We start from the raw sequence: 21,629 nt of genomic DNA, 5'->3' as shown, positions 1-21,629 counted from the left end.
GCACACGCCCCGGGAATCGCTACCGATCCCAAGAACGCGTCACGCACCGTCTATCGGCGGGCGGGTGGGCAGCGTTATCCGGCCCAGCGTGTTACCCGCCTTGTTGGTGAACCACAGTGCGCCGTCGGCGGCCTCTTTGATGTCGAACGGTCCATCCACCTGCGGTGGCGCGCCGGTGAACGACCATTGGTCCGACGCGGGAAGGTAGCGGCCGATCGCGTTGGCCCCGGTATCGGCGAACCACACCGCGCCGTCGCGGCCCACCCAGACGCCGTCGGGTTCCACCACGCGGGAATCAGTGCGATGTTCCGCGCTGTTGAACGGGTCGGCGGGATCGAAGGACAACAGGCCGGCGGGCTCACGGGTGGTCAGCCACAACCGGCCATCAGTGCTCTGGGCCCAGGCTCGCGGACTGCCGATGACCGTGATGGCGGTGACCTCGCCGGTCGACGGATCGAGTGCGCCGACGGTGTTCGACGACGAGTTCACCCACCACACCCGGCCGTCGCCCGTGACCAACAACGCAGCGGGGCCGGCGATGGTGGGGGAGTCGAAAACTTGCAGGGAATCCTCGGGTGAAGACGGTTCCAGCGAGCCGATCGCGTCGATCCCGCGCAGCGAAAACCAAAGGCGGCCATCGGGGCCGGACTTCAGCGCCACCGGTCGGCTTCCGGAGGGCAGTGTCACCGTAGTGATGGTCGCGGCGGGATCCGGTGCGTCGGGGTCGATGGCACCCAGTGCATCCGACCCCAGGATGGTGAACCAGACCCTGCCATCCGAGCCGGGAAAGATGTTGGCGGGCAACCGGATGACGCCCGGAGGTCCGGCGAAGGTCTGCACCACGCCGTCGCGAACACGGCCGACAAGGTGGTTGCCGATACTGGTGAACCAGATATCGCCGAACGCCCCGATGACTCCGGAGGGTGCGTCCAGATCGGGGCTGCTGAACAGGGTGATCGAGGTCACCCCGACAGCCTACTCAAAAACACTGCCATGCAATCAGTTTCAGAGACCGAACCGTCGACCTCGGGGGTAGTATCGACGGTTCGGTCTGCCGGGTATAACGCATCGGTGGCCGCGATTATGCCTGGGGTGCACCGACATCGACGGCGATCTCTGCGCCCAGGGCATATCCCGCGGTCAGGGACAAGGTGTCGCCGCTCCAGAACTTGCCCGGATCGAAGTAGTTCTCCCGCTTCTCGGTGTGCAGCAGGCCCATCTCCTCGTAGGTGATCGCCACGGTCTCGGCGCAGTACGCGGTCTCCAGGCCGGCGCGACGTTGTGCCTTGCTCCGCTCGGCCGATTCGCGCACCCGCTTGTGCACCACCGGCAACCCGCGCGTGAAATCGCTGACGACGGGCAGCCGGCCACGCAACCACCGTCCGGTCAGGCGGGCCGTCGTCGGGAACGCCGTGCCGTTCATCCTGGCGATCACCTGCAGCAGGCGATCCTCTTGTTCCCGGGTCGCATACGGCGACAGCTGGCGCAACCAGCAGCGCTGTCCGTAGCCGTGCGCCCATTGCTCGACGACCTCACGCGCATCGTTGAGCTGCACCCCGCGGTGATGGGTGCCGGTCCAGAGATCCAGCAGCTTCTGTCCGAGTTCGGCATGCCAGATCAGCGGCGGAAGATCGTCGATCGCCACCGTCATCCCGACGTGGTTGACCGGTGCGTTGGTCAGCGCCTGGATGGCCCGATCGGGTCCGGAGCCGCCCCGGAACAGCCAGATATCGCCGGTGCGGGTTTCCTGCAGCGCCTGGTTCAGTGACACCGTGTGTGCGTTCACTCGGGCAGCTTATGCACAATCGCTACATGCGAAGCATCTGGAAGTGGGTCGGGTTGGCCGGTGTCGCCGGGGTGGTGGCCGGTGGCGTGCTGGTCGCCCGGGATCAGCGCAAGCGCGCCGCCTACACGCCCGACGACATCCGGGCCCGGCTGCACCAGCGGCTGGCGGAGGCGCAGAAGTAGCGCTCAACGCCCGCCGGTGGGGAACAGTTCGGTGAGCGCCCGATCGAGGGTGTCGACGTAGAAGTCGGCCCCCTCGATATCGATGCACAACGGCGGCTTGGTCTTGAGGATGTTCTGATGGTCGCCGGTCGGCTGGATGACCACGCCGAGGTCGAGCATCCGCTCGCAGATCGCCGTCGTCTCGGCGGTCGCCGGTTCCAGCGTCTCGAGATCGCGGATCATCTCCACCCCGAGGTACAAGCCCATCCCGTGCACCGTGCCGACGAGTGGGTGCTTGTCCCGCAGTCCGAGCAACCTGGTCTTGAGGTGCGTGCCCACCCGCAGCGCATTGTCCTGCAGGCCCTCGTCGCGCAGCACGTCGAGCACGGTGATGCCGATGGTGCTCGACAGCGGGCTTCCGCCGGTCGAGGAGAAGAAATACCCCTGGGACCGGAACGCGTCGGCGACGGCGCGGCTGGTGATCACCACACCCAGCGGATACCCGTTGCCGGTGGCCTTGGCCACCGACACGATATCGGGCACCACCTGCTGTTCGTGGAAACCCCAGAACCACCGGCCCAGCCGGCCGTATCCGACCTGCACCTCATCGGCGATGGCCAACCCGCCCGCGGCACGCACCGCGGCGTACACCTGACGCAGATAGCCCTCGGGCAGGGCCATACCGCCTGCGTTGCCGTACACCGGTTCGCAGATGAACCCGGCAGGCGGCCGGCCCGCCGCGGTCATCTGCTCGATCTGTGCGACGGCGTCGGTGGCATACCGGGACGCCTCGGCGCCGCGGTACTTTCCGCGGAAACTGTTGGGGGACTCCACGGTGTGCACCCAGTCCGGCCGGGTGGACAGCGCGTTCGGGTTGTCGGCCGTCGATGTCGACACCGCGTCGGTGGCGTAGGTCCAGCCGTGGTACGCCTCGCGGACAGCCACCATATCTCGGCGCCCCGTCGCGGCCATGGCCAGCCGGATGGCCAGATCGCTTGCCTCCGAACCTGAATTGACCATGAACACGGTATCCAGCGGGTCCGGTAGCGTGGCGGCGATCCGCTCGCTGAACTCGACGACCGCCGCGTAGTTGAACCGCGAGTTGGTGTTGAGCCGGCTCAGCTGGCGGGCCGCTGCCTCGGCCACCCGCGGATGCGCATGTCCCAGCACGGTGACGTTGTTGACCATGTCGAGATACACCCGGCCGGCCGTCGACATCAGGTAATGGCGTTGTCCGCGTTCGATATGCGGCGGGCGGCGGTAATAGTGCTCCTGGACCTTGGCGAAGCTGTCATCGCGACGAGCCAGCAGCGCCTGCGCGGACTCCGCGGCCGGCAGCGGATCCAGGCCCAGCACCGCTCGCGGATCGCGGTTCAGGGCCAGCCAGCCCGGCGCCAATTCGGCGCGGACGAATCGGGGCGCCACCGGCGCGCCGGTGGGCCGGACCGACAACGTGGCCCACTGCTGGGCCCCCAGCACACCGAGATGCTCGCCGGCATGCACATGTCCCGGAGCTGCACCGGCTTCGACACCGGTGAGGGTGAGTTCGAAATCCAGGCCGCGCACCGTGATGCGGTCGTCGGAGCGGTCGGTGACCTCGGCGTCCCAGGGGGCGAGCACGCGGGTGGTCGTTGCCGGCCACAGGCTGATCCCCGTCTCGACGACGTCGGGGCTGTCGTGGCTGAGCAGGGGAGCGCGGTTCAGCTGCGGCTGCCCGAAGCGGGTGAGCACCAGGGCTGCGCCCTCGCGCACGGCTTCTTCGGCGAGTGTGTCCGACGAGTCGCGGGTATCCGAGAGGTCCAGGGCCACCACTGAATCCGGGTCCAGCCCGGAGATCAGCCGATTCTCGACCTGTACCTCGGGCCGATCGGTCGCCAACCCCAGCTCCGTTGCGATCAGCGCCGTCATCACCTCCGGTGGGACCGAGGTGGCCTGCTCGAACATCCGCCACTCCGCCTCGGACTGTTCGGTGACGTAGGCGTTCTCGGGATCGAGCGCCGCCTGCTGCGCCCCGCTGACCAGCAGCACCGCCGTACGCAGCACCAGCAGCGGCCACAGCGCCTGCGCCTCGGCCGTCGACAGCGGTCGGATCGCGTGAAAAGCCTTGATGCCGGGCAGGATCGAGGTCGGATCGGTACCTGGATGGCCCAGGACCGACGACAGCGCGATGGCCAGTTCGGACACCGCCCAGGTGTTCGAGAGATCACCGAAATCGATGACACCGTCGGGCAGTCCGGATTCGCCGGCCACCACGTTGGCGTCGGTGAGGTCCAGGTGCACGGCCTGGCGGGGTAGATCGGCGGCGAGGGGTTCGATGCGCGCCCACGCGTCGTCGGCGGCCGCCGAGATCCGGTCGGCTTGCTCCGAGACGTGGGAGATGAGCTCTCCGACCACGGCGTGGCCGAAGCGCAGATCCCACTGCAAGGCGCGATCCAGCCCGGGATGATCGAATCCGGCCAGCGCCAGGCTCACGCGCGCGGCCAGCTCACCCATGGCGGCCACCACCGGTGGCGACAGGTAACCGGCGTCGGTCAGTGCGCCGCCGGCCAGGAATGGCAGCAGGCGCACGTATGTCGGCGCATCGCCGAGTTCCGTTGTGGTGGCGTACTTCTCACCGGCCGACGTGGCCATGGGGGTGGCAACCCGCAGCGTCGGGTACGTCGCTGCGATGCGGTCGGCCGCGGCGTCTTGGGCTTCCAGTTCGGTGGCCGAGAACGCCGGATTCGCGATCTTGAGCACCGCAACGGGTTCCCCCGCCTCGTGGACCAGGAAGTTGCAGTCCTGCTGACTGCCGAGAAGGGTCAGCGCACCGCGCATGCCGTAATGGGCGTGCAACAGCTCCTCGGCTTGGCTCGCGGAAACCTGCGGCCCGGGCAGCGCCGGTTGGTCAAGGAAATTAAAGCCCACGGATTCAGTCACTTTCGGTTCACCGGCTGACGAAGTCGACGACCACTTCGGTGAAGGCGTCATTGTCATCGCCGGCGGCGGTGTGCCCGGCGTCGGACAACTCGACGAACTCGGCCGCCGGCACCTTCTCCAGGAAATCCCGCACGCCCGCTTCGGACACCACGTCGGAGAGGCGTCCGCGGATCAGCAGGATCGGCACCGCCAGGTTCATGGCCGCCTGCTCCAACTTGTCCACCCGGGTGAAGGGGTCATCGCCGGGCTTGGTCAGGAAGGCCGGATCCCAATGCCAGTACCAGCGTCCGTTGCGCAGTCGCAGATTTTTCTTCAACCCCTCCGGGCTCCGCGGTTTCGGGCGGTGCGGCAGGTATTCGGCCACCGCCTCGGCGGCTTGCTCCAGCGAGTCGAACCCGTGCACGTGGTTGAACATGAAATCGCGGATGCGGGCGCTGCCGTCCTTCTCGAACCGCGGCACCACATCGACGAGGACCAGCTTGGAGACCAGGTCCGGTCCGGCCTCGTGGGCGGCCAGAATGCCGGTGAGACCGCCCATGCTGGCGCCGATCAGTGCCACCGGCCGGCCGATCTGATAGAGCACCTGCAGGGTGTCCGCGCACAGCGTCTCGACGGCGTAGTTGGCGGTGAGGGACCGATCGCTGTCCCCGTGACCCCGGCTGTCGAGTGCGATGACGTGCATTCCCCGGTCGGCCAGGATCTGCCCGGTGTTCTTCCACGAGTGGCGGTTCTGCCCGCCACCGTGCAGCAGCAGCACGCTGGGCAGATCGGTCTCGACGCCGCGATTCCACTCGTCGCCGACGAGGGCCAGGTCGTCGACGCCGCGGAAAGTCACCGTCTGTGGTGCGTTGTCTGCAGTGCTCACGCGCGTCCTCTCGCCGACCCCGTCGATCACGTTACCCAGCGCCCGGATTCCGCCATTCGGCGGTCCAGTGGTGTCGCGGTCCCTAGAATCTCGCGTTGTGCCGCGTGATCGTCCCGATGTCGACGAACGCGACCGCATCATCGACGCCACTTACCACTGCCTGCTGGAGCCTCACGAGGGCCCCGTTCCGGTGGCGGCGATCCTGGCCCGTGCCGGGGTCTCCAGCCGTGCTTTCTACCGACATTTCGAGTCCAAGGACGACTTGTTCCTGGCAATGCTGCAGAACTTGACCGCAACGCTGTCCGGCTGGCTCGACGAGATCGCCCGCGGGCCCGGCACGCCGGCGGAGCAGGTGCGCGCGTGGATCGAGCAAATGTTTGCGCTGGCGACCGAGCCGCTGGTGTCCAGCTACCTCGCAGTCATGGAATCGGACGAGATGCGGGCGGCCAGAGGCTACCCGCACGCCCGTGAGCTCGCGCGTGCCAACCGTGAGCGTTCGCTGGTCGATATCCTGCGCCGCGGTGTCGAGGACGGTTCATTTCCGCTGGCCGAGCCCGAGAGTGACGCCGTAGCGATCAGTGCGCTGGTGAGCCGTGAGCTCAGCGTGCCGTCCCTCATCGACCCGGTTCTCATCGAGGTTGCCAAGCATCGGGTGGTCAGCTTTGCCATGAGGGCTCTCGGCGCCGGCAAATATTGAAACCTACCGATCAGTAATTTATTTGCAGGGTGGTGATCCGGTCGTCCGCCGGCAGATGTTGCTGACGGGAAAATCGTTATGTACGTTCTCCCCCGTCCATGGTGGTGCCTGTGGTCAGATTCGTGTGACAGCGGCATCGTCGGGGCGTGGTGGAAGGGAACAAGCAGGTAATGCGAAAGAGGTGCATGTCGGGGCGGTGTCATTAGTGGCATCGACCGACGCAGTTCCCGCCGTCATTGCCAAGCCAGTCCGAGCCTTCGGTGGCTTCTTCTCGATGACACTGGACGTCTTCATCCTGATGTGGCGGCCCCCGTTCGCGTGGCGCGAGTTCATCCTGCAGTCCTGGTTCGTCGCACGGGTGTCGATCCTGCCGACGCTGATGCTCACCGTGCCCTACACGGTGCTGCTGACCTTCACGTTCAACATCCTGCTCACCGAATTCGGCGCGGCCGACTTCTCCGGCACCGGTGCTGCGCTGGGCACCGTGAGCCAGATCGGGCCCATCGTGACGGTCCTGGTGATCGCCGGCGCCGGCGCCACCGCGATGTGCGCCGACCTCGGTGCGCGGACCATCCGCGACGAACTCGACGCTTTGCGTGTCATGGGTATCAATCCCATTCAGGCCCTGGTCATTCCGCGTGTGCTGGCCGCCACCACGGTGTCGCTTGCGCTCTCGGCCACCGTGGTCCTGGTGGGTCTGACGGGCGCGTACCTGTTCTGCGTGTACGTCCAGCACGTGTCACCGGGCGCATTCGTCGCCGGCCTGACGCTGATCACCGGGCCCGCCGATGTGGTGGTCGCGCTGGCCAAGGCCGCACTCTTCGGGCTCGCAGCCGGTCTGATCGCTTGCTACAAGGGTATTTCCGTCGGTGGTGGACCGGCGGGCGTCGGCAACGCCGTGAACGAGACGGTGGTGTTCACGTTCATGACGCTGTTCGCCATCAACGTCGTGGCAACTGCCGTCGGCGTGAAGGCCACGATGTGATGGGCGCCCGATGAGTGGGGCTCTGGGCCACCGTGTCCGCCGGTCTGTGGGCGGTCTGGTCGACGGCTGGAACCAGGTCGGCGTGCAGACCAAGTTCTTCGGTCGCACGCTGCGCTCGATTCCCGATGTCTTCGTCAACTACCCCAAGGAGCTGATCCGGCTCATCGCCCAAATGGGCCTGGGCACGGGCGCGTTGGCGATCATCGGCGGCACCGTGGCCATCGTCGGATTCCTGACGGTCAGTACCGGCGCGTTGGTCGCGGTGCAGGGCTACAACCAGTTCGCCGAAATCGGTGTGGAGGCACTCACCGGCTTCGCCTCCGCCTTCTTCAACGTCCGGCTCATCGCGCCCGCGACCACCGCGGTGGCGCTGTCGGCCACCATCGGCGCCGGCGCCACCGCACAGCTGGGCGCCATGCGCATCAACGAGGAGATCGACGCGCTGGAGGTCATCGGCATTCGCAGCGTCGCCTATCTGGCGTCCACCCGCGTGATCGCCGGTGTGGTGGTGGTGATCCCGCTGTACTGCGTCGGCGTGCTGATGTCGTTCTGGGCGGCCAAACTGGGCACCACCACCATCTACGGTCAGTCCGTCGGTGTGTACGACCACTACTTCGACACGTTCCTCAATCCGATCGACCTGATTTGGTCGTTCGTGCAGTCGATCGTGATGGCCGTCGTGATCATGCTGGTGCACACCTATTACGGTTTCACCGCCAGCGGTGGCCCGGCCGGGGTCGGGGAGGCCGTTGGCCGCGCGGTGCGCACCTCGCTGGTCATCTCGGCATTCGTCGTGGTGCTGATCTCGCTCGCCGTGTACGGGCAATCGGGCAACTTCAATCTGGCCGGTTGACGCATATGGATCATTTCTCTCGCGACAAGGGTTTGGCGCCCGGCTGGTGGACGCTGATCCTGGCGGCGTTCGTGGTCGCCGCGGTGTGGCTGTCGTATGCGTTGTTCACCGGAGACCTGAAGTCCTCCGTACCGGTGACGCTCACCTCGGACCGCTCCGGTCTGGTGATGGAAACCAACGCCAAGGTGAAGATGCGCGGCGTGCAAGTGGGCAAGGTGACCGCCATCTCCGGTGGCAACACCGAGAGTTCGGCACCGGTGTCGTTGCGCCTGGACATCGATCCCGACCAGATCCGTTACATCCCGGCCAATGTGGAGGCCCGGATCCGGGCCACCACCATCTTCGGTGCCAAGTTCGTCGACCTGGTGTACCCCGACCAACCCAGCCCGCAGCGGCTGAAGTCGGGGCAGGTGCTCACATCGCTCAACGTCACCACCGAGGTGAACACCGTCTTCCAGAACCTGGTCGGCGTGCTGGACAAGATCGACACCGCCAAGCTCAACGCGGTGCTCTCGGCGCTGGCCGAAGGTGTCCGTGGGCAGGGCGAGCGCATCGGTCAGGCCACGACCGACGCCAACCAGGTACTCCTGGCGATCAACCCGCGCAGTGCGGCCATCCGTGCGGACTGGCAGTCACTGCAGGGCTTCAGCGACGCGTACAGCGGTGCGGCACAGGACATCCTGTCCACGCTCGACGCCGCCAGCACCACCGCGGTGACCGTCACCAGCCACGCCACACAGCTCGATGCGCTGCTGCTGGCCACCACCGGGTTCTCCAACAAGGGCATCGAGCTACTCGCCCCCAACCAGGCCAACCTGATCAAGGCGATCAACACACTGCAGCCGACCACCGATCTGCTCTACAAGTACAACCCCGAGTACACCTGCATGCTGATCGGCGCCCAATACCTTCTGGAACACGGCGGTTACGAGGCCACCGGCGGTAACGGCAAGTCGTTCGTCCTGGACACCGGCATCCGCCTGGGCAACGACCCGTACAAGTTCCCGCAGAACCTGCCGATAGTGGGCGCCAAGGGCGGACCCGGCGGTAAGCCGGGTTGTGGTTCGCTGCCGATGGTCGACAAGAATTGGCCGGTCCGCCAGCTCATCACCAACACCGGCTTCGGTACCGGCCTGGACTGGCGGCCAAACCCGGGCATCGCGTTCCCGATGTACGGCAACTACCTGCCGGTCACCCGCGCGGTCCCCGAACCGCCGAGCATTCGCAACACCTTCGGCGGTCCGGCACCTGGCCCGATCCCGGGCCCCGGCGCCCCGGCGTACGGTGCACCGCTGTACGCACCCGACGGCACCCCGCTGTGGCCGGGCCTGCCGCCCGCGCCGCCTCCGGGCGCTCCGCGGGATCCGGGCGCGACCCCGGGCTCGGAGCCGTTCGTGGTCGCCGCCCCGGGTGTGCAGCCGACACCGCTGCCCCCGGTGCCGCTCCCGGAGGAGGCCGCCCCCGCACCGTAGGAACCCGCGCACGCAGTGCAATCCGCACCATCAGGCAGCATCTAGAAGGAACGAGCCATGAAAGACAATCTGGTAGGCGCGATCTGGCGCCTCGCCATATTCCTGGCCGTATGCATCCTGGGCGTCTTCGGGTTGTTCGCGATCTTCGCGCAGCTGCGGTTCGGCGAGTCCTCGCACGCCTACAAGGCACTGTTCGCCAATGCCTCGGGCATGCAGGAGGGCGATTTCGTGCGGATCGCCGGTGTCGAGGTCGGCAAGGTCGGCGCCATGCGCATCCAGGATGACGGCACGGTGCTGGCCGAGTTCACCGCCGACGATTCGGTGGTGTTGACCGAGGGCAGCCGCGCGGTGATCCGCTATGACGACCTGATCGGCGGGCGCTACCTGGCCCTGCAGGAGGGCGCCGGGGATACCAAGAAGCTCAAGCCCGGTGACACCATTCCGCTGGCCCGCACCTCACCCGCGCTCGACCTCGACGCGTTGATCGGTGGTTTCCGGCCGTTGTTCCGTGCGCTGGATCCCACTCAGGTCAACGCGCTGTCGGGTCAGCTGATCGGCGCGCTGCAGGGGCAGGGCGCGACCATCGGATCGTTCCTGACCCAGACGGCCGCGCTGACCAACACGCTGGCCGACCGCGACCAGTTGATCGGTGAGGTGATCGTCAACCTGAACACGGTGATGGGCTCGCTCGGCGATCAGAACAAGCAGTTCGCCAAGGGCATCGACGGACTGGCGCAGCTGCTGGACACGCTGTCGGCGAGGCGTACCGATATCGCCAACGGCGTCGCCTACGCGAGCGCCGCCGCCGGCAGTGTGGCCGACCTGCTGTCGCAGGCGCGGCCGCCCCTGGTCAAGACGGTGCACGAAACCGACCGTGCCGCAGGCACCGTCGTCGCCGATCACGACTACTTCGACAACCTGCTCAACACCCTGCCGGACTCGTATCAGATCCTGGCCCGCCAGGGCATCTACGGTGACTTCTTCAGCTTCTACCTCTGCGACATCATCTTGAAGCTCAACGGCAAGGGCGGGCAGCCGGTGTATGTGAAGGCGGCTGGGCAGGACAGCGGGCGGTGCACGCCGCGATGAAGTCCTTCTCCGAACGTAACCAGTTCGTCGTCGGGGCCATCGGCCTGGCGGTGTTCGCCGCGATCGTGCTGGGCGCACTCAACTACGACAAGCTGCCGTTGCTCGACCGTGGCAAGAACTACTCGGCCTATTTCGCCGAGGCCGGCGGTCTGCGAAACGGTGCCGCCGTTCAGGTTTCGGGTATGCGCGTGGGGCATGTGACGGCGGTGGAACTGGACGGCCAGCAGGTGCTGGTCAAATTCAAGATCGACGACGGGGTGCGCATCGGAGACCGCAGCGAGGCCGCGGTCAAGACGAAAAGCCTGCTGGGTACCAAGATCCTGGAGGTGTCACCGCGCGGTGACGGGTCCTTGAAGTCCGCCATCCCGCTGGACCGCACCACGCCCGCCTACCAATTGCCGGATGCGCTGGGTGATCTGGCCGCGACCGTCAGTGGCCTGAACACCGACCAGCTCTCGGACTCGTTGCGGGTGCTCTCGGAGACCTTCGCCGATACGCCGCCGGAGCTCAAGGTGGCCGTCGAGGGGGTGGCCCGGTTCTCCCAGACCCTCAACGAGCGCGACGCCCAGTTGCGCGGGTTGCTGACGAACGCCAACACGGCCACCACGGTGCTGGCCCAGCGCAGCGACCAGATCGTCGGCCTGGTCCGCAACACCAACGCGCTGCTGGCCGAGCTGCAGGGGCAAAGCGCTGCGCTGGACAGTCTTTCGGGCAACATCTCGGCATTGAGCCAGCAGGTGCAGGGGCTGATCGCGGAGAACAAGACCACGCTGAGGCCGGCACTGGACAAGCTCAACGGCGTGCTGACCATCCTGGACAACCGCAAGGACCGGTTGAAGAAGGCGTTGCCGCTGCTCAACTCCTATGCGATGTCCCTCGGTGAGTCGGTCAGCTCGGGCCCGTTCTTCAAGACCTATATCGTCAACCTGCTTCCGGGGCAGTTCGTCCAGCCCTTCGTCGACGCGGCCTTCTCCGATCTGGGCCTCGACCCCCATGTGCTGCTGCCCTCGCAGCGCACCGACCCGCAGCTCGGCCAGCCCGGCACCCCGGCCATGCCGCTGCCGTTCCCGCGGACCGGCCAGGGCGGCGAGCCGCGGATGAACCTGCCCGACGCCATCACCGGTAACCCCGGCGACCAGGGTTGCGGGCCGCCCGGGCTGCCGTTGCCGGGACCCACCGGCTGCTATCCCTACCGGGAGCCCATCCCACCGGGACCGCCGGGCGGACCGCCGCCGGGACCGCCGGCGATCGCCCCGCCGGGGATCGCCTCCACGCCAACGCCGTTCCCCAGCCCGGTGCTGGTACCCGCGCCGGGTGAACCGGCACCGGGACCGTCGGACGGGGCGAGTGCAGTGACGGGACAATCGGGGGCCGGCCAATGAACGCAGTGGTCAACCCGCGCAATGCGCGGATAGGGCTGGCGGTGGCGCTGGTGATCCTGCTCGCGGCCGGGGTGTATCTGGTGACTCGCGCCAGCGACACGCTGAACCGGACGAACATCGTCGCGTACTTCGAGAACAGCAACGGCATCTATGTCGGCGACGATGTCGTCATCCTCGGCGTACCCGTGGGCCGGATCGACAAGATCGAACCGGAACCGCAGCGCGTGAAGATCTCGATGCACTACGACAACCGCTATAAGGTCCCGGCCAACGTCAACGCCGCCATCCTGTCCCCGATGCTGGTCACCTCCCGCGCGGTGCAGCTCACACCGACGTATTCGGGTGGGCCGGTGCTCGCCGACGGCGCGGTGATCCCGCGGGAACGCACGGTGGTGCCGGTCGAATACGACGATTTCCGTAAACAGTTGCAGCGGTTGACCGAAACGTTGCAGCCCACCGAGCCCGGCGGGGTCAGCACCCTGGGTGCGTTCATCAACACCACCGCCGACAACCTGCGCGGCCAGGGTGCGAGCATCCGGGACGCGCTGACCAAGCTGTCCCAGGCCTTTTCGGCGCTCGGGGATCACAGCACCGATATCTTCAGCACGGTCAAGAATCTGTCGATCCTCGTCTCGGCGCTGCAGGACAGCACCACGGTGATGCGTCAGCTAAATCAGAACCTTGCTTCGGTGACGGGTCTGCTCTCGGACAGCCCGAACGAGGTCGGCAATGCCGTGAAGGATCTGGCCGACACCGTCGGGCAGGTTCAGACTTTCGTGGCGGACAACCGCGAAGCGCTCGGTACCACCTCGGACAAGCTGGCCGGGGTGACGCAGACGCTCAACGACAGCCTCGCCGACGTCAAGCAGTTCCTGCATGTGGCACCCTCGGCATTCCAGAACTACGTGAACATCTACCAACCGGCCCTGGGTGCGGTCGCGGCCGTGCCGGCGCTGAACAACTTCGCCGACCCGATCTCGTTCCTGTGCGGCGGAATTCAGGCGGCCTCCAGGATGGGTGCAGAGGAGTCGGCCAAGCTGTGCGTGCAGTACCTGGCGCCGATTGTGAAGAACCGCCAGTACAACTTCCTGCCCCTCGGGTTGAACCAGTTCGTCGGTGCACAGGCCCGCCCCAACGAGGTCACCTACTCCGAGGACTGGATGCGGCCGGACTACATCCCGCCGCCGGGGCCCGCGCCCGCGATTCTGCCGCCACCGGTGGTTGATCCCGCCGCGCCCCCGCTGCCCGCCGAGGCGGCGGCGGTGACCGACCCGAACGCCGGGTTGCCGGGGTTGATGGTGCACAGCGGCGGTGGCTCATGACTCGGCGGGCGGGAGCAAAGCGACTGGGGAGGACGACTCGGCGGGCGGGAGCGAAGCGACTGGGGAGAAGGACTCGGCTCCTGATCGTTGCGCTGGCCTTCCTCGCGCTGAGCGGATGCTCCTGGCAGGGCTTGAATTCGATACCGCTGCCCGGTGTGCAGGGGCAGGGGGCGGGTGCCTACACGATCAAGGCCGAGATGCCCGACGTCGACAACCTGGACCGCAATTCGCGGGTTCGGGTCGACGATGTCACCGTCGGCAACGTGACCGACATCCAGCGGCAAGGCTGGCATGCCCTGGTCACCATGAAGCTCAATGCCGATGTGGTGTTGCCGGCCAACGCAACCGCCAAGATCGGCCAGACCAGTCTGCTGGGTTCCCAGCACATCGAACTGTCGCCGCCGAAGGATGCCCCGCCGCAGGGCCGGCTGCACGACGGCTCGCTGATCCCGCTGGCCAACAGCGGTGCCTTCCCGACCACCGAGCAGACGCTGGCCGCAATCTCGTTGCTGCTCAACGGAGGTGGCCTGGGCAACGTGCAGGACATCACCGCGGCGTTCAGTCAGGCGTTCACCGGCCGCGAGGCCGACCTGCGCAGCCTCATCGATCAGCTGAACATCTTCATCGCGAACACCAACGACCAGAAGACCGACATCATCAACGCGGCCTCCAGCCTCAACGATCTGGTGGGTCAGGTCGCCGCGCAGAAACCGGTGGTGGACAAGGCCCTCAAGACGGTGCCGGACGCGCTGGCGGTGCTCAAGGACCAGCGCGACCAGCTGGCCGAGGCGGTGACGCAGCTGGGCAAATTCAGTGCGCTGGCCGCGGACTCGGCCAATCAGACCAAGGATTCCCTTGTCGCCGAACTGAAGACGCTCGGACCGACCTTGGAGCAGTTGGCCAATGCGGGCCCGGCGCTGACCAGGTCGCTGAGCTTCTTCACCACGTATCCGTTCCCGAAGGAGACGCTGGCCAACTGGATGCGCGGTGACTACGCCAACCTCACCCTCGTGGTGGACCTGACGCTGAGTCGGCTCGACCAGGGCGTGTTCACCGGCACCCGGTGGGAGGGTGATCTCACCGAGCTGGAGATGCAGTGGGGCCGCACCATCGGCCAACTGCCCAGCCCCTACACCGCGGTGAATCCGCTCGTGGTGCCGTATCACTGGGATCAGGGGCCGTAATCATGGTGTTGACGAGACGCATATTGCTGCAGTTCGCGGTGTTCACGTTCATCGCGGCCGTCGCGATCGGCATCATGGTGTTCGGCTACATGAAGCTGCCGAATCTGCTGTGGGGTGCCGGGCACTACAAGGTGACGCTGCAGCTGCCCGAAACCGGTGGGCTGTACCCGCGCAGCAACGTCACCTATCGCGGCACCCAGGTGGGCCGGGTGGAGAGCGTCCATCTCGACGAGCACGGCGGGGTGAGCGCCATTCTGTCGCTCACCGACGATGTGAAGATCCCCTCGGACCTCGAAGCCCAGGTGCACAGCCAGACCGCGATCGGCGAACTGTTCGTCGAACTGTTGCCGCGCGCCGACGGCGGACCGTACCTGCGCAACGGTGACGTCATCGCATCCGACCGGACCACCGTGCCGCCGGATGTGAACAGCCTGCTCGACGCGACCAATCGAGGTCTGGACGCCATCCCGCGGGAGAACCTGCAGACCGCAGTGGATGAGGCCTACCAGGCTGTCGGCGGTCTCGGGCCGGACCTGTCCCGTCTGGTCAAGGGCTCCACCGCGCTGGCCATCGACGCGCGTGCGAACCTCGACCCGATCACCACGCTGATCGACCAGTCGAAGCCGGTGCTCGACACGCAGACCGACACCTCCGGCTCCATCCGGGCGTGGGCGTCGCACCTGGCGACCATCACCGGCCAGCTGCAATCCCAGGACCAGGCCGTACGGGGCGTGCTGACCCAGGGTCCGGGCGCCGCCGAGGAGGTCCGGGCGCTGTTCGACCGCTTGCAGCCCACCCTCCCGGTGGTGCTGGCCAGCCTGGTCAACATCAATCAGGTGGCTATCACCTACCAGCCGGCGCTGGAGCAGCTGCTGGTGCTGCTGCCGCAGGGCACGGCGACCTCACAGGCCATCGGCGCCGCGAACCGCAACACCAAACAGAGCTTCAAGGGTGCCTATCTGGACCTGAACCTGAACCTGAACCTGCCGCCGCCATGCACCACCGGATTCCTTCCGGCGCAACAGCAGCGGGTGGCCGCTGACGTCGACTATCCCGATCGACCGACCGGCGATCTGTACTGCCGTATCCCGCAGGACGCGGCGGGCAACGTGCGCGGCGCCCGTAACCTGCCGTGCGAAACCGTGCCCGGAAAACGCGCGCCGACGGTGAAGATGTGCGAGAGCACGGAGAACTACATTCCGCTCAACGACGGCTACAACTGGAAGGGCGACCCCAACGCGACATTGTCGGGGCAGGCCATCCCGCAATTGCCGCCGGGAACGCCTCCCGCACAGGCTGCGCCGCCCGTGCCTTCCGGAGCCCCGCCACCACCGCCCATCGCGGCCGCCGAATACGATCCCAGCACCGGCACGTACGTTGGACCCGACGGGCAGGTGTATACCCAGTCGAATCTGGCCCAGAGCGCGACCGAGGAGCAAACATGGCAGACGATGCTGCTACCCCCGAAGGGGCGGTAAGCGAGTCCGCGACGAAGGCAGAAGACACCACGGCGACCGAGGCCGAGCCCATTGACACCGCCGAGCCCATCGACACCGCCGAGGACATCGACGCGGCTGAGGCCGCCGAAGTCGGCGAGAGCCCTGCGGCGCCGGTCGGGTCGGAGCGTTCGCACGTGACGCTGGCGCTCATCGCGGGTCTGGTTCTCGTGCTGGCGCTCGGCGGGCTCACCGGCTGGCTGGGCTTCCGTGCCTATCAGTCCAAGCAGGTGGATGATCAGCGCAAGGTCTTCTTGCAGGTGGGCCGCCAGGGCGCGCTGAACCTCACGACGATCGACTTCGAACATGCCGATGCCGATGTGCAACGCATCCTGGACTCGGCCACCGGAACCTTCTACGACGACTTCCAGAAGCGCGCCGGCCCCTTCGTGGAGGTGGTCAAGCAGGCCAAGTCCAAGTCGGTCGGCACCGTGACCGAGGCCGGCCTGGAATCCGATACCGGTACCGAGGCCGAGGTGCTGGTGGCGGTGGCGGTGAAGACCTCCAATGCGGGGGCAGCCGAGCAGCAACCACGGTTGTGGCGGATGCGAATCACCGTGCAGAAGATGGGTGACGACGTGAAGGTGGCCAACGTGGAGTTTGTGCCGTGACCGAACCGAAGCACGACGGCCCCGAGAAGGCCGAGTTGACCGAATCGTCGGCGGTCGAGGAGACCGCAACCGATACGGCTCCGGAGGTCGAAGACACCGTCGAGGACACCCCCGAAGCTCCGGCCGTGCCGCAGCCGGCACGATCCCTGGACTGGAAGCGCGTGGTGGCCTTCGGTGTGCTGCCGGGGCTGGCCCTGGTGCTGGCGCTGACGGCGGGCTTTTTCAAGTGGCAGGACAACTCGGTGCGCGACGCCGACAAGGCCCGCGCCGAATCGGTCCAGGTGGCCAAGGACAGCACGGTCGCACTGCTGTCGTACAAGCCCGACACCGTCGAACAGCAGCTGGGTGCCGCGCGCGATCTGCTCACCGGCGACTTCCAGGAGTCCTACACCTCGCTGACCCATGATGTCGTCATCCCGGGTGCCAAGCAGAAGCAGATCTCTGCGGTGGCGACGGTTCCCGCGGCGGCATCGGTGTCCGCCGATCCCAACCACGCCGTGGTTCTGGTGTTCGTCAACCAGACCGTGGTGGTCGGGGCCGACGCGCCCACCGACACGGCCTCCAGTGTCCGGGTGACGCTGGAGAAGCACGGCGACCGCTGGCTGATCGCCAAGTTCGACCCGGTGTAGTGATGTCCTCGGGGCGATGAGCGTCGCGGCACAGCGGCTGGCCCCCGCCGACGCTCAGATGTTCTGGATGTCGGCGAAGATTCCCAACGACACCTTCCTGGTGTTCGGGTTCGACGGTGTGCCGGCCGATCTGGACCGGGCGCTCGATGACCTGATTGCGCGGGCCCGCACCAGCCCCGACCTGTCACAGCGCATCGAGGACTCCTCGCGGTGGCGTTACCCGAGTTGGGTGCCGTGCCCCGCCGACCGCTCCCGGTTCACGGTGCATGCGCCCGGCGAGCGCACCTGGGCCGGCTGCCTGGCGGCGGTGAGCGCGGTGGTCGACGATCAGCTCGATCCCCGGGTGACACCGTGGCGGTTGCACCTGTTCACCGGAATCGACGGGATCCCCGGTACCGCAGGCCCGGGCACCGTCGTGGCGCTGCAGATCACCCACGCCCTCGGCGGCGGCGGACGTACCTGCGCGCCGGCGGCGCTGATGTTCGGCCGGGTGGGCGATGTGCCACCGGTGATCCCGCCGCGCATCGCCCCGTTGTCCTTGCCCTGGCGCAGCGTGCAGGCCGCCCGAGCGTACCGAGAGTTGGTGCACGACACCGAATCCGGGTCGGTGCCGGCGGCCGCCCCGCCGCGGCCGCCGCTTCGCACGAACGCACCGCCGGCGGGGGCGCGTGCCATGCGGACCCTGGTGCGGCCGCGGTCGTCATTCTCCGGTGGCACGGTCACCGTGGTGGCGCTGGCCGGGATCGCCGAGGCTTTGGCCGCACAGTTGGGTGAGCTGGGGGAGGACGTATCCACTCTGGGTGCGGAGGTGACGATGACCAAAGCCGGTGCGCGCCAGGCCTACAACCACTTCGGCACGGTCGGGGTGGGGCTGTTTCCGGAGTTGGCGACTGCGGAGCGTCGCGCGGCCATCGCGGGTGAGCTGAAGGCGCGCCGCGCCCGGGCCGCGCACCCGGCGATGGGCGCCGCCGACCGCGCCTTCGCCGCCACGCCGGCGCCGTTGTTGCGTTGGGGGATAGGGAAATTCGACCCGGCCGTCCGGTCGGCGGCGGTCACCGGGAACACCGTGATGTCCAGCGTGAACTGCGGTGCGGCGGATTTCGGATTCGGTGGATCGCCGGTCCGGGTGGCTGCGGCGTTTCCGGGTCTGTCGCCGATGGTGGGCCTGACCCATTGCGTGACCGGGGTCGGCGACACCATCGCGATCAGTGTGTTCGCGGCCGAGTCGGCGATCGGCGACATCGACACCTACCTGCACCGCTTGGAGTCCACTTTCGCGTGATTTGTGCACGTTTACCGGCGGCGAGCACCGGTAAACGTGCACAAATCGCTAGGAGACGACGGCGGTGGCGGTGAGTTCCAGCAGCTGCTGCGGGTGGATGAAGCCCGAGCAGCCGATCCAGGTGCTCGTCGGCGGGTGCGCACCGACCCAGTCCTTGAGGATGGGCGTACATTCGGCCAGGGCCGGGACGTCGGTGGTGTAGATGGTCCACGCCACCAAGCCTTCTCGGCCCACCCCGACGGCGGCCAGCGACCGCTCCAGCACACCGAGCACATACACCAGTTGTTCGGCGAGAGTCGTACCCGCCACGTCCAGCTCGCCGGAGGCATCGGTCAGCGGCGCGATACCCGATACGTACACGGTGTCGTTGGCGACGATGCTCTGCACGATGCCCAGATCGTCGAAGAGTTTCGGGCTGAGGTAATCGATATCGGGGACGGATCGGGTGATCAGATCGGTCATGCGGGCACTGCCTCTCGGGTCTGCGGATCGGGATCTGTCTCGGGGGCCGGTTCGCGGCCGGGGTCGCTGATGATCAGGTTGGGGTCCAGGCGTTCGGGGAAGCGAATGGCGAGGTAGCCGAGGATGGCCAGTCCCACCGCCCACCAGGCTGCCACGCAATACCCCGCCATGCTCATGGGATAGGACAGCGCGGCAACGAAACTGAACGCGGTGATCCCCGCACCCGCACAGAACGTCGGGAACAGGAACAGCAGGCCCAGCACCGGGATCACCAGGTGGGTCAGCACCCGGAACTCCGAACGATGGAAGCGAAGGTAGTACACCGGACAGGCAATACAGACGGCCATATAGATCGGGAGCACGCCGACCGTCAGGACCGTGCCGGTGAACATGAAGCCCGAGACCGGGCCGAACACCAACCCGACACCGAGGGTGACCACGACGGCGAAGGTGAACACCACGGCGATGGCCGCGATCGGTGACTTGAACCGGCGATGGGTCTTCTTGAGGAAGTGGGGCAGGCTGCCGGCTCGTCCGAGGGCCCACGCTGTGCGGGTGGCCGCCATGGCGGCCCCGTTGGCGGAGGCCAGACCGGAACTGAGCAGTGTGATCAGCAGAATCACCCAGCCCGCTCCCCAGAAGGTGCGAGTGATCTCCATCCACGGGTCGCCGTCGCCATAGGCGAGGAATCCCGCGTAGCGGTCGGGCCCGAAGTACACGGCGGAGGCGTACGTGGTGATCACGAAGAAGATGCCGACCAGGACCACCGAACCGATGACCGCCCACTTGATGGTGCGGCGCGGATCGCGGGCTTCCTCGCCCAGGGGAGCGGCGGCATCAAATCCGATGAACGCCAGGAAGGCATAGACGGCGCCGGCGATGATGCCGCTGATTCCGCCGAAGCCGTCCACGTCGGCGTGGGTGGTCCAGAACACCGAGAGCGTATTGCGGTCGCCGGCGGCGACGATCATCCACACCGAGATCACCAGCATGACAATGATTTCGGCGGCGCCGAGCATCATTCCCACCCGGGTGCCGAACTGCGCGCCGAGATAGTTCATCACCAAGGCCAGACCGATACACGTCAGCGCTCCGATGATCCACCAGGCGGTGTAGCCCAGACCCATCGCACCGGTGAACGAGGTGCCCACCATGTTGCCGACCAGCAGGGCGAGGTAGGGCAACGCCGCGGCGTAGACGAGCAAGGTGCCCCAGCCCGTGAGGAATCCGGCACCGCCGTGGAATGCCGCGGCCAGGTAGGAGGACATCCCGGCGGCCGAGGTCACCCGTTTGGCCAGCTGGCCGATCGAGATGGCGACGAAAAGGCATCCCAGCAAGGCGAATACGACGGAGGCAGGCAGCGCCCCACCGGCGAATCCGGCACCGGCGATGACGGCGAACGCCGCACCCACGCCGGGTGCCATGGTCGCGATGGAGACGAATGTCGCTTCACCCAGGGTGACGCTGTTGCGGGCGAGTCCGTCGGTGTCGTCGGTGGTCATACCCGTGCGCCCGAGGTGTCGGAGATGGCGTTCATCAACGTGTTCGCCGAGTCCTGGCGGTCGGCGGCGGATCGCATATCGTCGACCGACAGGTAGCCGGTGACGTTGTCGCGCAGGACGGACAGCGGATCGGCGACATCGCCGACGTAGCCGATGGCGAAGCAGCCCAACTGATATCCCATGAGCTTGAGAAGATCGTCGTCGAGGGTCTGGGCGATCTCCGGCGGCGTGGACAGGTACTGGTTCTCCTCCTGGCGCACCCATCCGACGGCGTAGGTGATGTTGATCGCCTGCCGCACCTTGTCGGTGGTGGTGTTGGCTCCGCCGCCGTGGTAGATCTTCCCGTTGTAGAGCAGCACCGAGCCGCGCTCCATCTCGGCCGGGAGTGAATCCTCCTGGGAGAACTTCTCATTCGGTCCGAGGAGATGGCTGCCCGGGACCACCCGGGTGGCTCCCATCTCGGCGGTGTAGTCGCTCATCGCCCACAACGTGTTGCACTGGACCTGGTAGTCGGCGGGAAACGGGAAGAAATCCCACGCCAGTTCGTCGCGATGCAAGGCTTGTGCGGGTGATCCCGGGCCGATGGAGATGACCTGGGTCAGGTGCAGCTGGAACTTCGACGCATGACTGAGGTAGTCGCCGGCCACCGACAGGATGGTGGGGTGGGCGACCAGTTCGCGCGCGGCGGTCGAACGTGCGATGAGTGAACCGGTGCGCCGGGTCTTGACGCCGAGGAAGTCGTCCGCGCCGTAGTCCGTGCCCTCGATGTAGGGGGTGAGTTGATCGGCGACCAGGTCCATGTGGGACCCGGGTACCAGGTTGTCGATGATCACATAGCCGTCTTCCCGGAGGGCTCGGGTGATCTGCTCGGGGCTGGCGGTGGCGGGAAGGTGGTTGAGCTCTGGCACGTCGTGACTCCCAAGGACGAGGTA

20 protein-coding genes are annotated in these 21,629 nt (G+C 66.9%); 13 read left to right on the top strand and 7 right to left on the bottom strand.

What is annotated here, in order from left to right; all coding sequences use genetic code 11:
• Positions 1-39 precede the first annotated feature (39 nt).
• Positions 40-966, bottom strand: coding sequence for a Vgb family protein (locus H7J86_RS27815; protein WP_267294891.1), 927 nt, complete (start codon positions 964-966; stop codon positions 40-42).
• Between the two features lie 115 nt (positions 967-1,081).
• On the bottom strand, positions 1,082-1,786 hold the full coding sequence (locus H7J86_RS27810; protein ID WP_235633080.1) for a guanylate cyclase: 705 nt from the start codon (positions 1,784-1,786) through the stop codon (positions 1,082-1,084).
• Between the two features lie 26 nt (positions 1,787-1,812).
• Here H7J86_RS27810 and H7J86_RS27805 point away from each other — a divergent pair, with 26 nt between their 5' ends.
• Complete coding sequence (locus H7J86_RS27805; RefSeq protein WP_090363617.1) at positions 1,813-1,968, top strand: hypothetical protein; 156 nt, start codon at positions 1,813-1,815, stop codon at positions 1,966-1,968.
• 3 nt (positions 1,969-1,971) lie between these two features.
• Here the strand turns inward: H7J86_RS27805 and H7J86_RS27800 are convergent, their stop codons facing one another.
• Together H7J86_RS27800 and H7J86_RS27795 are read right to left on the bottom strand one after the other, a co-directional pair.
• Positions 1,972-4,917 carry an aminotransferase gene (locus tag H7J86_RS27800; RefSeq protein ID WP_372517343.1) on the bottom strand — a complete coding sequence of 982 codons (2,946 nt, stop codon included), beginning with the start codon at positions 4,915-4,917 and terminating at the stop codon, positions 1,972-1,974.
• Positions 4,874-5,731 carry an alpha/beta fold hydrolase gene (locus tag H7J86_RS27795; RefSeq protein ID WP_090363398.1) on the bottom strand — a complete coding sequence of 286 codons (858 nt, stop codon included), beginning with the start codon at positions 5,729-5,731 and terminating at the stop codon, positions 4,874-4,876. Before H7J86_RS27795 ends, H7J86_RS27800 begins: the two co-directional genes overlap by 44 nt.
• Positions 5,732-5,828: 97 nt before the next feature.
• Here H7J86_RS27795 and H7J86_RS27790 point away from each other — a divergent pair, with 97 nt between their 5' ends.
• The 12 genes from H7J86_RS27790 (at position 5,829) to H7J86_RS27735 (ending at position 18,733) form a co-directional block, all read left to right on the top strand.
• Entirely contained in the window at positions 5,829-6,428 is a 600-nt protein-coding gene (locus H7J86_RS27790) for a TetR/AcrR family transcriptional regulator (protein ID WP_235633081.1), read from the top strand.
• 274 nt (positions 6,429-6,702) lie between these two features.
• Positions 6,703-7,413: an MlaE family ABC transporter permease gene (locus tag H7J86_RS27785; protein ID WP_090363622.1), complete on the top strand. Its 711-nt coding sequence runs from the start codon at positions 6,703-6,705 to the stop codon at positions 7,411-7,413.
• A 10-nt stretch (positions 7,414-7,423) separates the two neighbouring features.
• The gene (locus tag H7J86_RS27780) at positions 7,424-8,266 is read left to right on the top strand and encodes an ABC transporter permease (RefSeq protein WP_090363399.1); all 843 of its coding nucleotides are present in this window, start codon (positions 7,424-7,426) and stop codon (positions 8,264-8,266) included.
• 5 nt (positions 8,267-8,271) lie between these two features.
• A complete protein-coding gene (locus H7J86_RS27775) occupies positions 8,272-9,738 on the top strand; it encodes an MCE family protein (RefSeq protein ID WP_090363401.1) in 1,467 nt (488 codons plus the stop codon).
• Positions 9,739-9,795: 57 nt separating this feature from the next.
• Positions 9,796-10,827, top strand: a complete 1,032-nt coding sequence (locus tag H7J86_RS27770; RefSeq protein WP_090363403.1) for an MCE family protein — start codon at positions 9,796-9,798, stop codon at positions 10,825-10,827.
• Positions 10,824-12,209: an MCE family protein gene (locus tag H7J86_RS27765; protein WP_090363623.1), complete on the top strand. Its 1,386-nt coding sequence runs from the start codon at positions 10,824-10,826 to the stop codon at positions 12,207-12,209. Before H7J86_RS27770 ends, H7J86_RS27765 begins: the two co-directional genes overlap by 4 nt.
• Positions 12,206-13,531, top strand: coding sequence for an MCE family protein (locus tag H7J86_RS27760; protein ID WP_090363405.1), 1,326 nt, complete (start codon positions 12,206-12,208; stop codon positions 13,529-13,531). Before H7J86_RS27765 ends, H7J86_RS27760 begins: the two co-directional genes overlap by 4 nt.
• Positions 13,528-14,715, top strand: a complete 1,188-nt coding sequence (locus H7J86_RS27755; RefSeq protein ID WP_372517339.1) for an MCE family protein — start codon at positions 13,528-13,530, stop codon at positions 14,713-14,715. Before H7J86_RS27760 ends, H7J86_RS27755 begins: the two co-directional genes overlap by 4 nt.
• A 2-nt stretch (positions 14,716-14,717) precedes the next feature.
• Positions 14,718-16,193, top strand: a complete 1,476-nt coding sequence (locus tag H7J86_RS27750; RefSeq protein ID WP_187096667.1) for an MCE family protein — start codon at positions 14,718-14,720, stop codon at positions 16,191-16,193.
• On the top strand, positions 16,157-16,822 hold the full coding sequence (locus H7J86_RS27745) for an Rv1363c family protein (RefSeq protein WP_267294887.1): 666 nt from the start codon (positions 16,157-16,159) through the stop codon (positions 16,820-16,822). The genes H7J86_RS27750 and H7J86_RS27745 overlap by 37 nt, the downstream gene beginning before the upstream one ends.
• Positions 16,819-17,451, top strand: coding sequence for an Rv1363c family protein (locus H7J86_RS27740; protein WP_267294885.1), 633 nt, complete (start codon positions 16,819-16,821; stop codon positions 17,449-17,451). Before H7J86_RS27745 ends, H7J86_RS27740 begins: the two co-directional genes overlap by 4 nt.
• A gap of 16 nt (positions 17,452-17,467) precedes the next feature.
• Entirely contained in the window at positions 17,468-18,733 is a 1,266-nt protein-coding gene (locus H7J86_RS27735) for a WS/DGAT domain-containing protein (RefSeq protein WP_267294883.1), read from the top strand.
• Positions 18,734-18,781: 48 nt separating this feature from the next.
• Here the strand turns inward: H7J86_RS27735 and H7J86_RS27730 are convergent, their stop codons facing one another.
• The 3 genes from H7J86_RS27730 to H7J86_RS27720 are packed head-to-tail and all read right to left on the bottom strand — an operon-like array spanning position 18,782 to position 21,605.
• Positions 18,782-19,195 carry a RidA family protein gene (locus H7J86_RS27730; RefSeq protein ID WP_187096664.1) on the bottom strand — a complete coding sequence of 138 codons (414 nt, stop codon included), beginning with the start codon at positions 19,193-19,195 and terminating at the stop codon, positions 18,782-18,784.
• Positions 19,192-20,697 carry an APC family permease gene (locus tag H7J86_RS27725; RefSeq protein WP_267294881.1) on the bottom strand — a complete coding sequence of 502 codons (1,506 nt, stop codon included), beginning with the start codon at positions 20,695-20,697 and terminating at the stop codon, positions 19,192-19,194. Before H7J86_RS27725 ends, H7J86_RS27730 begins: the two co-directional genes overlap by 4 nt.
• On the bottom strand, positions 20,694-21,605 hold the full coding sequence (locus H7J86_RS27720) for a phytanoyl-CoA dioxygenase family protein (protein ID WP_267294879.1): 912 nt from the start codon (positions 21,603-21,605) through the stop codon (positions 20,694-20,696). The genes H7J86_RS27725 and H7J86_RS27720 overlap by 4 nt, the downstream gene beginning before the upstream one ends.
• Between the last annotated feature and the right edge of the window lie 24 nt (positions 21,606-21,629).

Origin of the sequence: Mycobacterium hackensackense (assembly GCF_025822555.1) — a bacterium.
GTDB classification, from domain to species: Bacteria; Actinomycetota; Actinomycetes; order Mycobacteriales; family Mycobacteriaceae; genus Mycobacterium; species Mycobacterium fluoranthenivorans.
The sequence above is the reverse complement of the archived record's forward strand: the minus strand, read 5'-3'. Positions and strand labels throughout refer to the sequence as shown.

Excerpts from the sequence above, each read along its gene's own strand:
- H7J86_RS27805 (WP_090363617.1), top strand. The coding sequence starts at position 1,813 with ATGCGAAGCATCTGGAAGTGGGTCGGGTTGGCCGGTGTCGCCGGGGTG.
- H7J86_RS27800 (WP_372517343.1), bottom strand. The coding sequence starts at position 4,917 with ATGACGCCTTCACCGAAGTGGTCGTCGACTTCGTCAGCCGGTGAACCG.
- H7J86_RS27785 (WP_090363622.1), top strand. The coding sequence starts at position 6,703 with ATGACACTGGACGTCTTCATCCTGATGTGGCGGCCCCCGTTCGCGTGG.
- H7J86_RS27780 (WP_090363399.1), top strand. The coding sequence starts at position 7,424 with ATGAGTGGGGCTCTGGGCCACCGTGTCCGCCGGTCTGTGGGCGGTCTG.
- H7J86_RS27775 (WP_090363401.1), top strand. The coding sequence starts at position 8,272 with ATGGATCATTTCTCTCGCGACAAGGGTTTGGCGCCCGGCTGGTGGACG.
- H7J86_RS27770 (WP_090363403.1), top strand. The coding sequence starts at position 9,796 with ATGAAAGACAATCTGGTAGGCGCGATCTGGCGCCTCGCCATATTCCTG.
- H7J86_RS27765 (WP_090363623.1), top strand. The coding sequence starts at position 10,824 with ATGAAGTCCTTCTCCGAACGTAACCAGTTCGTCGTCGGGGCCATCGGC.
- H7J86_RS27760 (WP_090363405.1), top strand. The coding sequence starts at position 12,206 with ATGAACGCAGTGGTCAACCCGCGCAATGCGCGGATAGGGCTGGCGGTG.
- H7J86_RS27755 (WP_372517339.1), top strand. The coding sequence starts at position 13,528 with ATGACTCGGCGGGCGGGAGCAAAGCGACTGGGGAGGACGACTCGGCGG.
- H7J86_RS27750 (WP_187096667.1), top strand. The coding sequence starts at position 14,718 with ATGGTGTTGACGAGACGCATATTGCTGCAGTTCGCGGTGTTCACGTTC.
- H7J86_RS27745 (WP_267294887.1), top strand. The coding sequence starts at position 16,157 with ATGGCAGACGATGCTGCTACCCCCGAAGGGGCGGTAAGCGAGTCCGCG.
- H7J86_RS27735 (WP_267294883.1), top strand. The coding sequence starts at position 17,468 with ATGAGCGTCGCGGCACAGCGGCTGGCCCCCGCCGACGCTCAGATGTTC.
- H7J86_RS27730 (WP_187096664.1), bottom strand. The coding sequence starts at position 19,195 with ATGACCGATCTGATCACCCGATCCGTCCCCGATATCGATTACCTCAGC.
- H7J86_RS27725 (WP_267294881.1), bottom strand. The coding sequence starts at position 20,697 with ATGACCACCGACGACACCGACGGACTCGCCCGCAACAGCGTCACCCTG.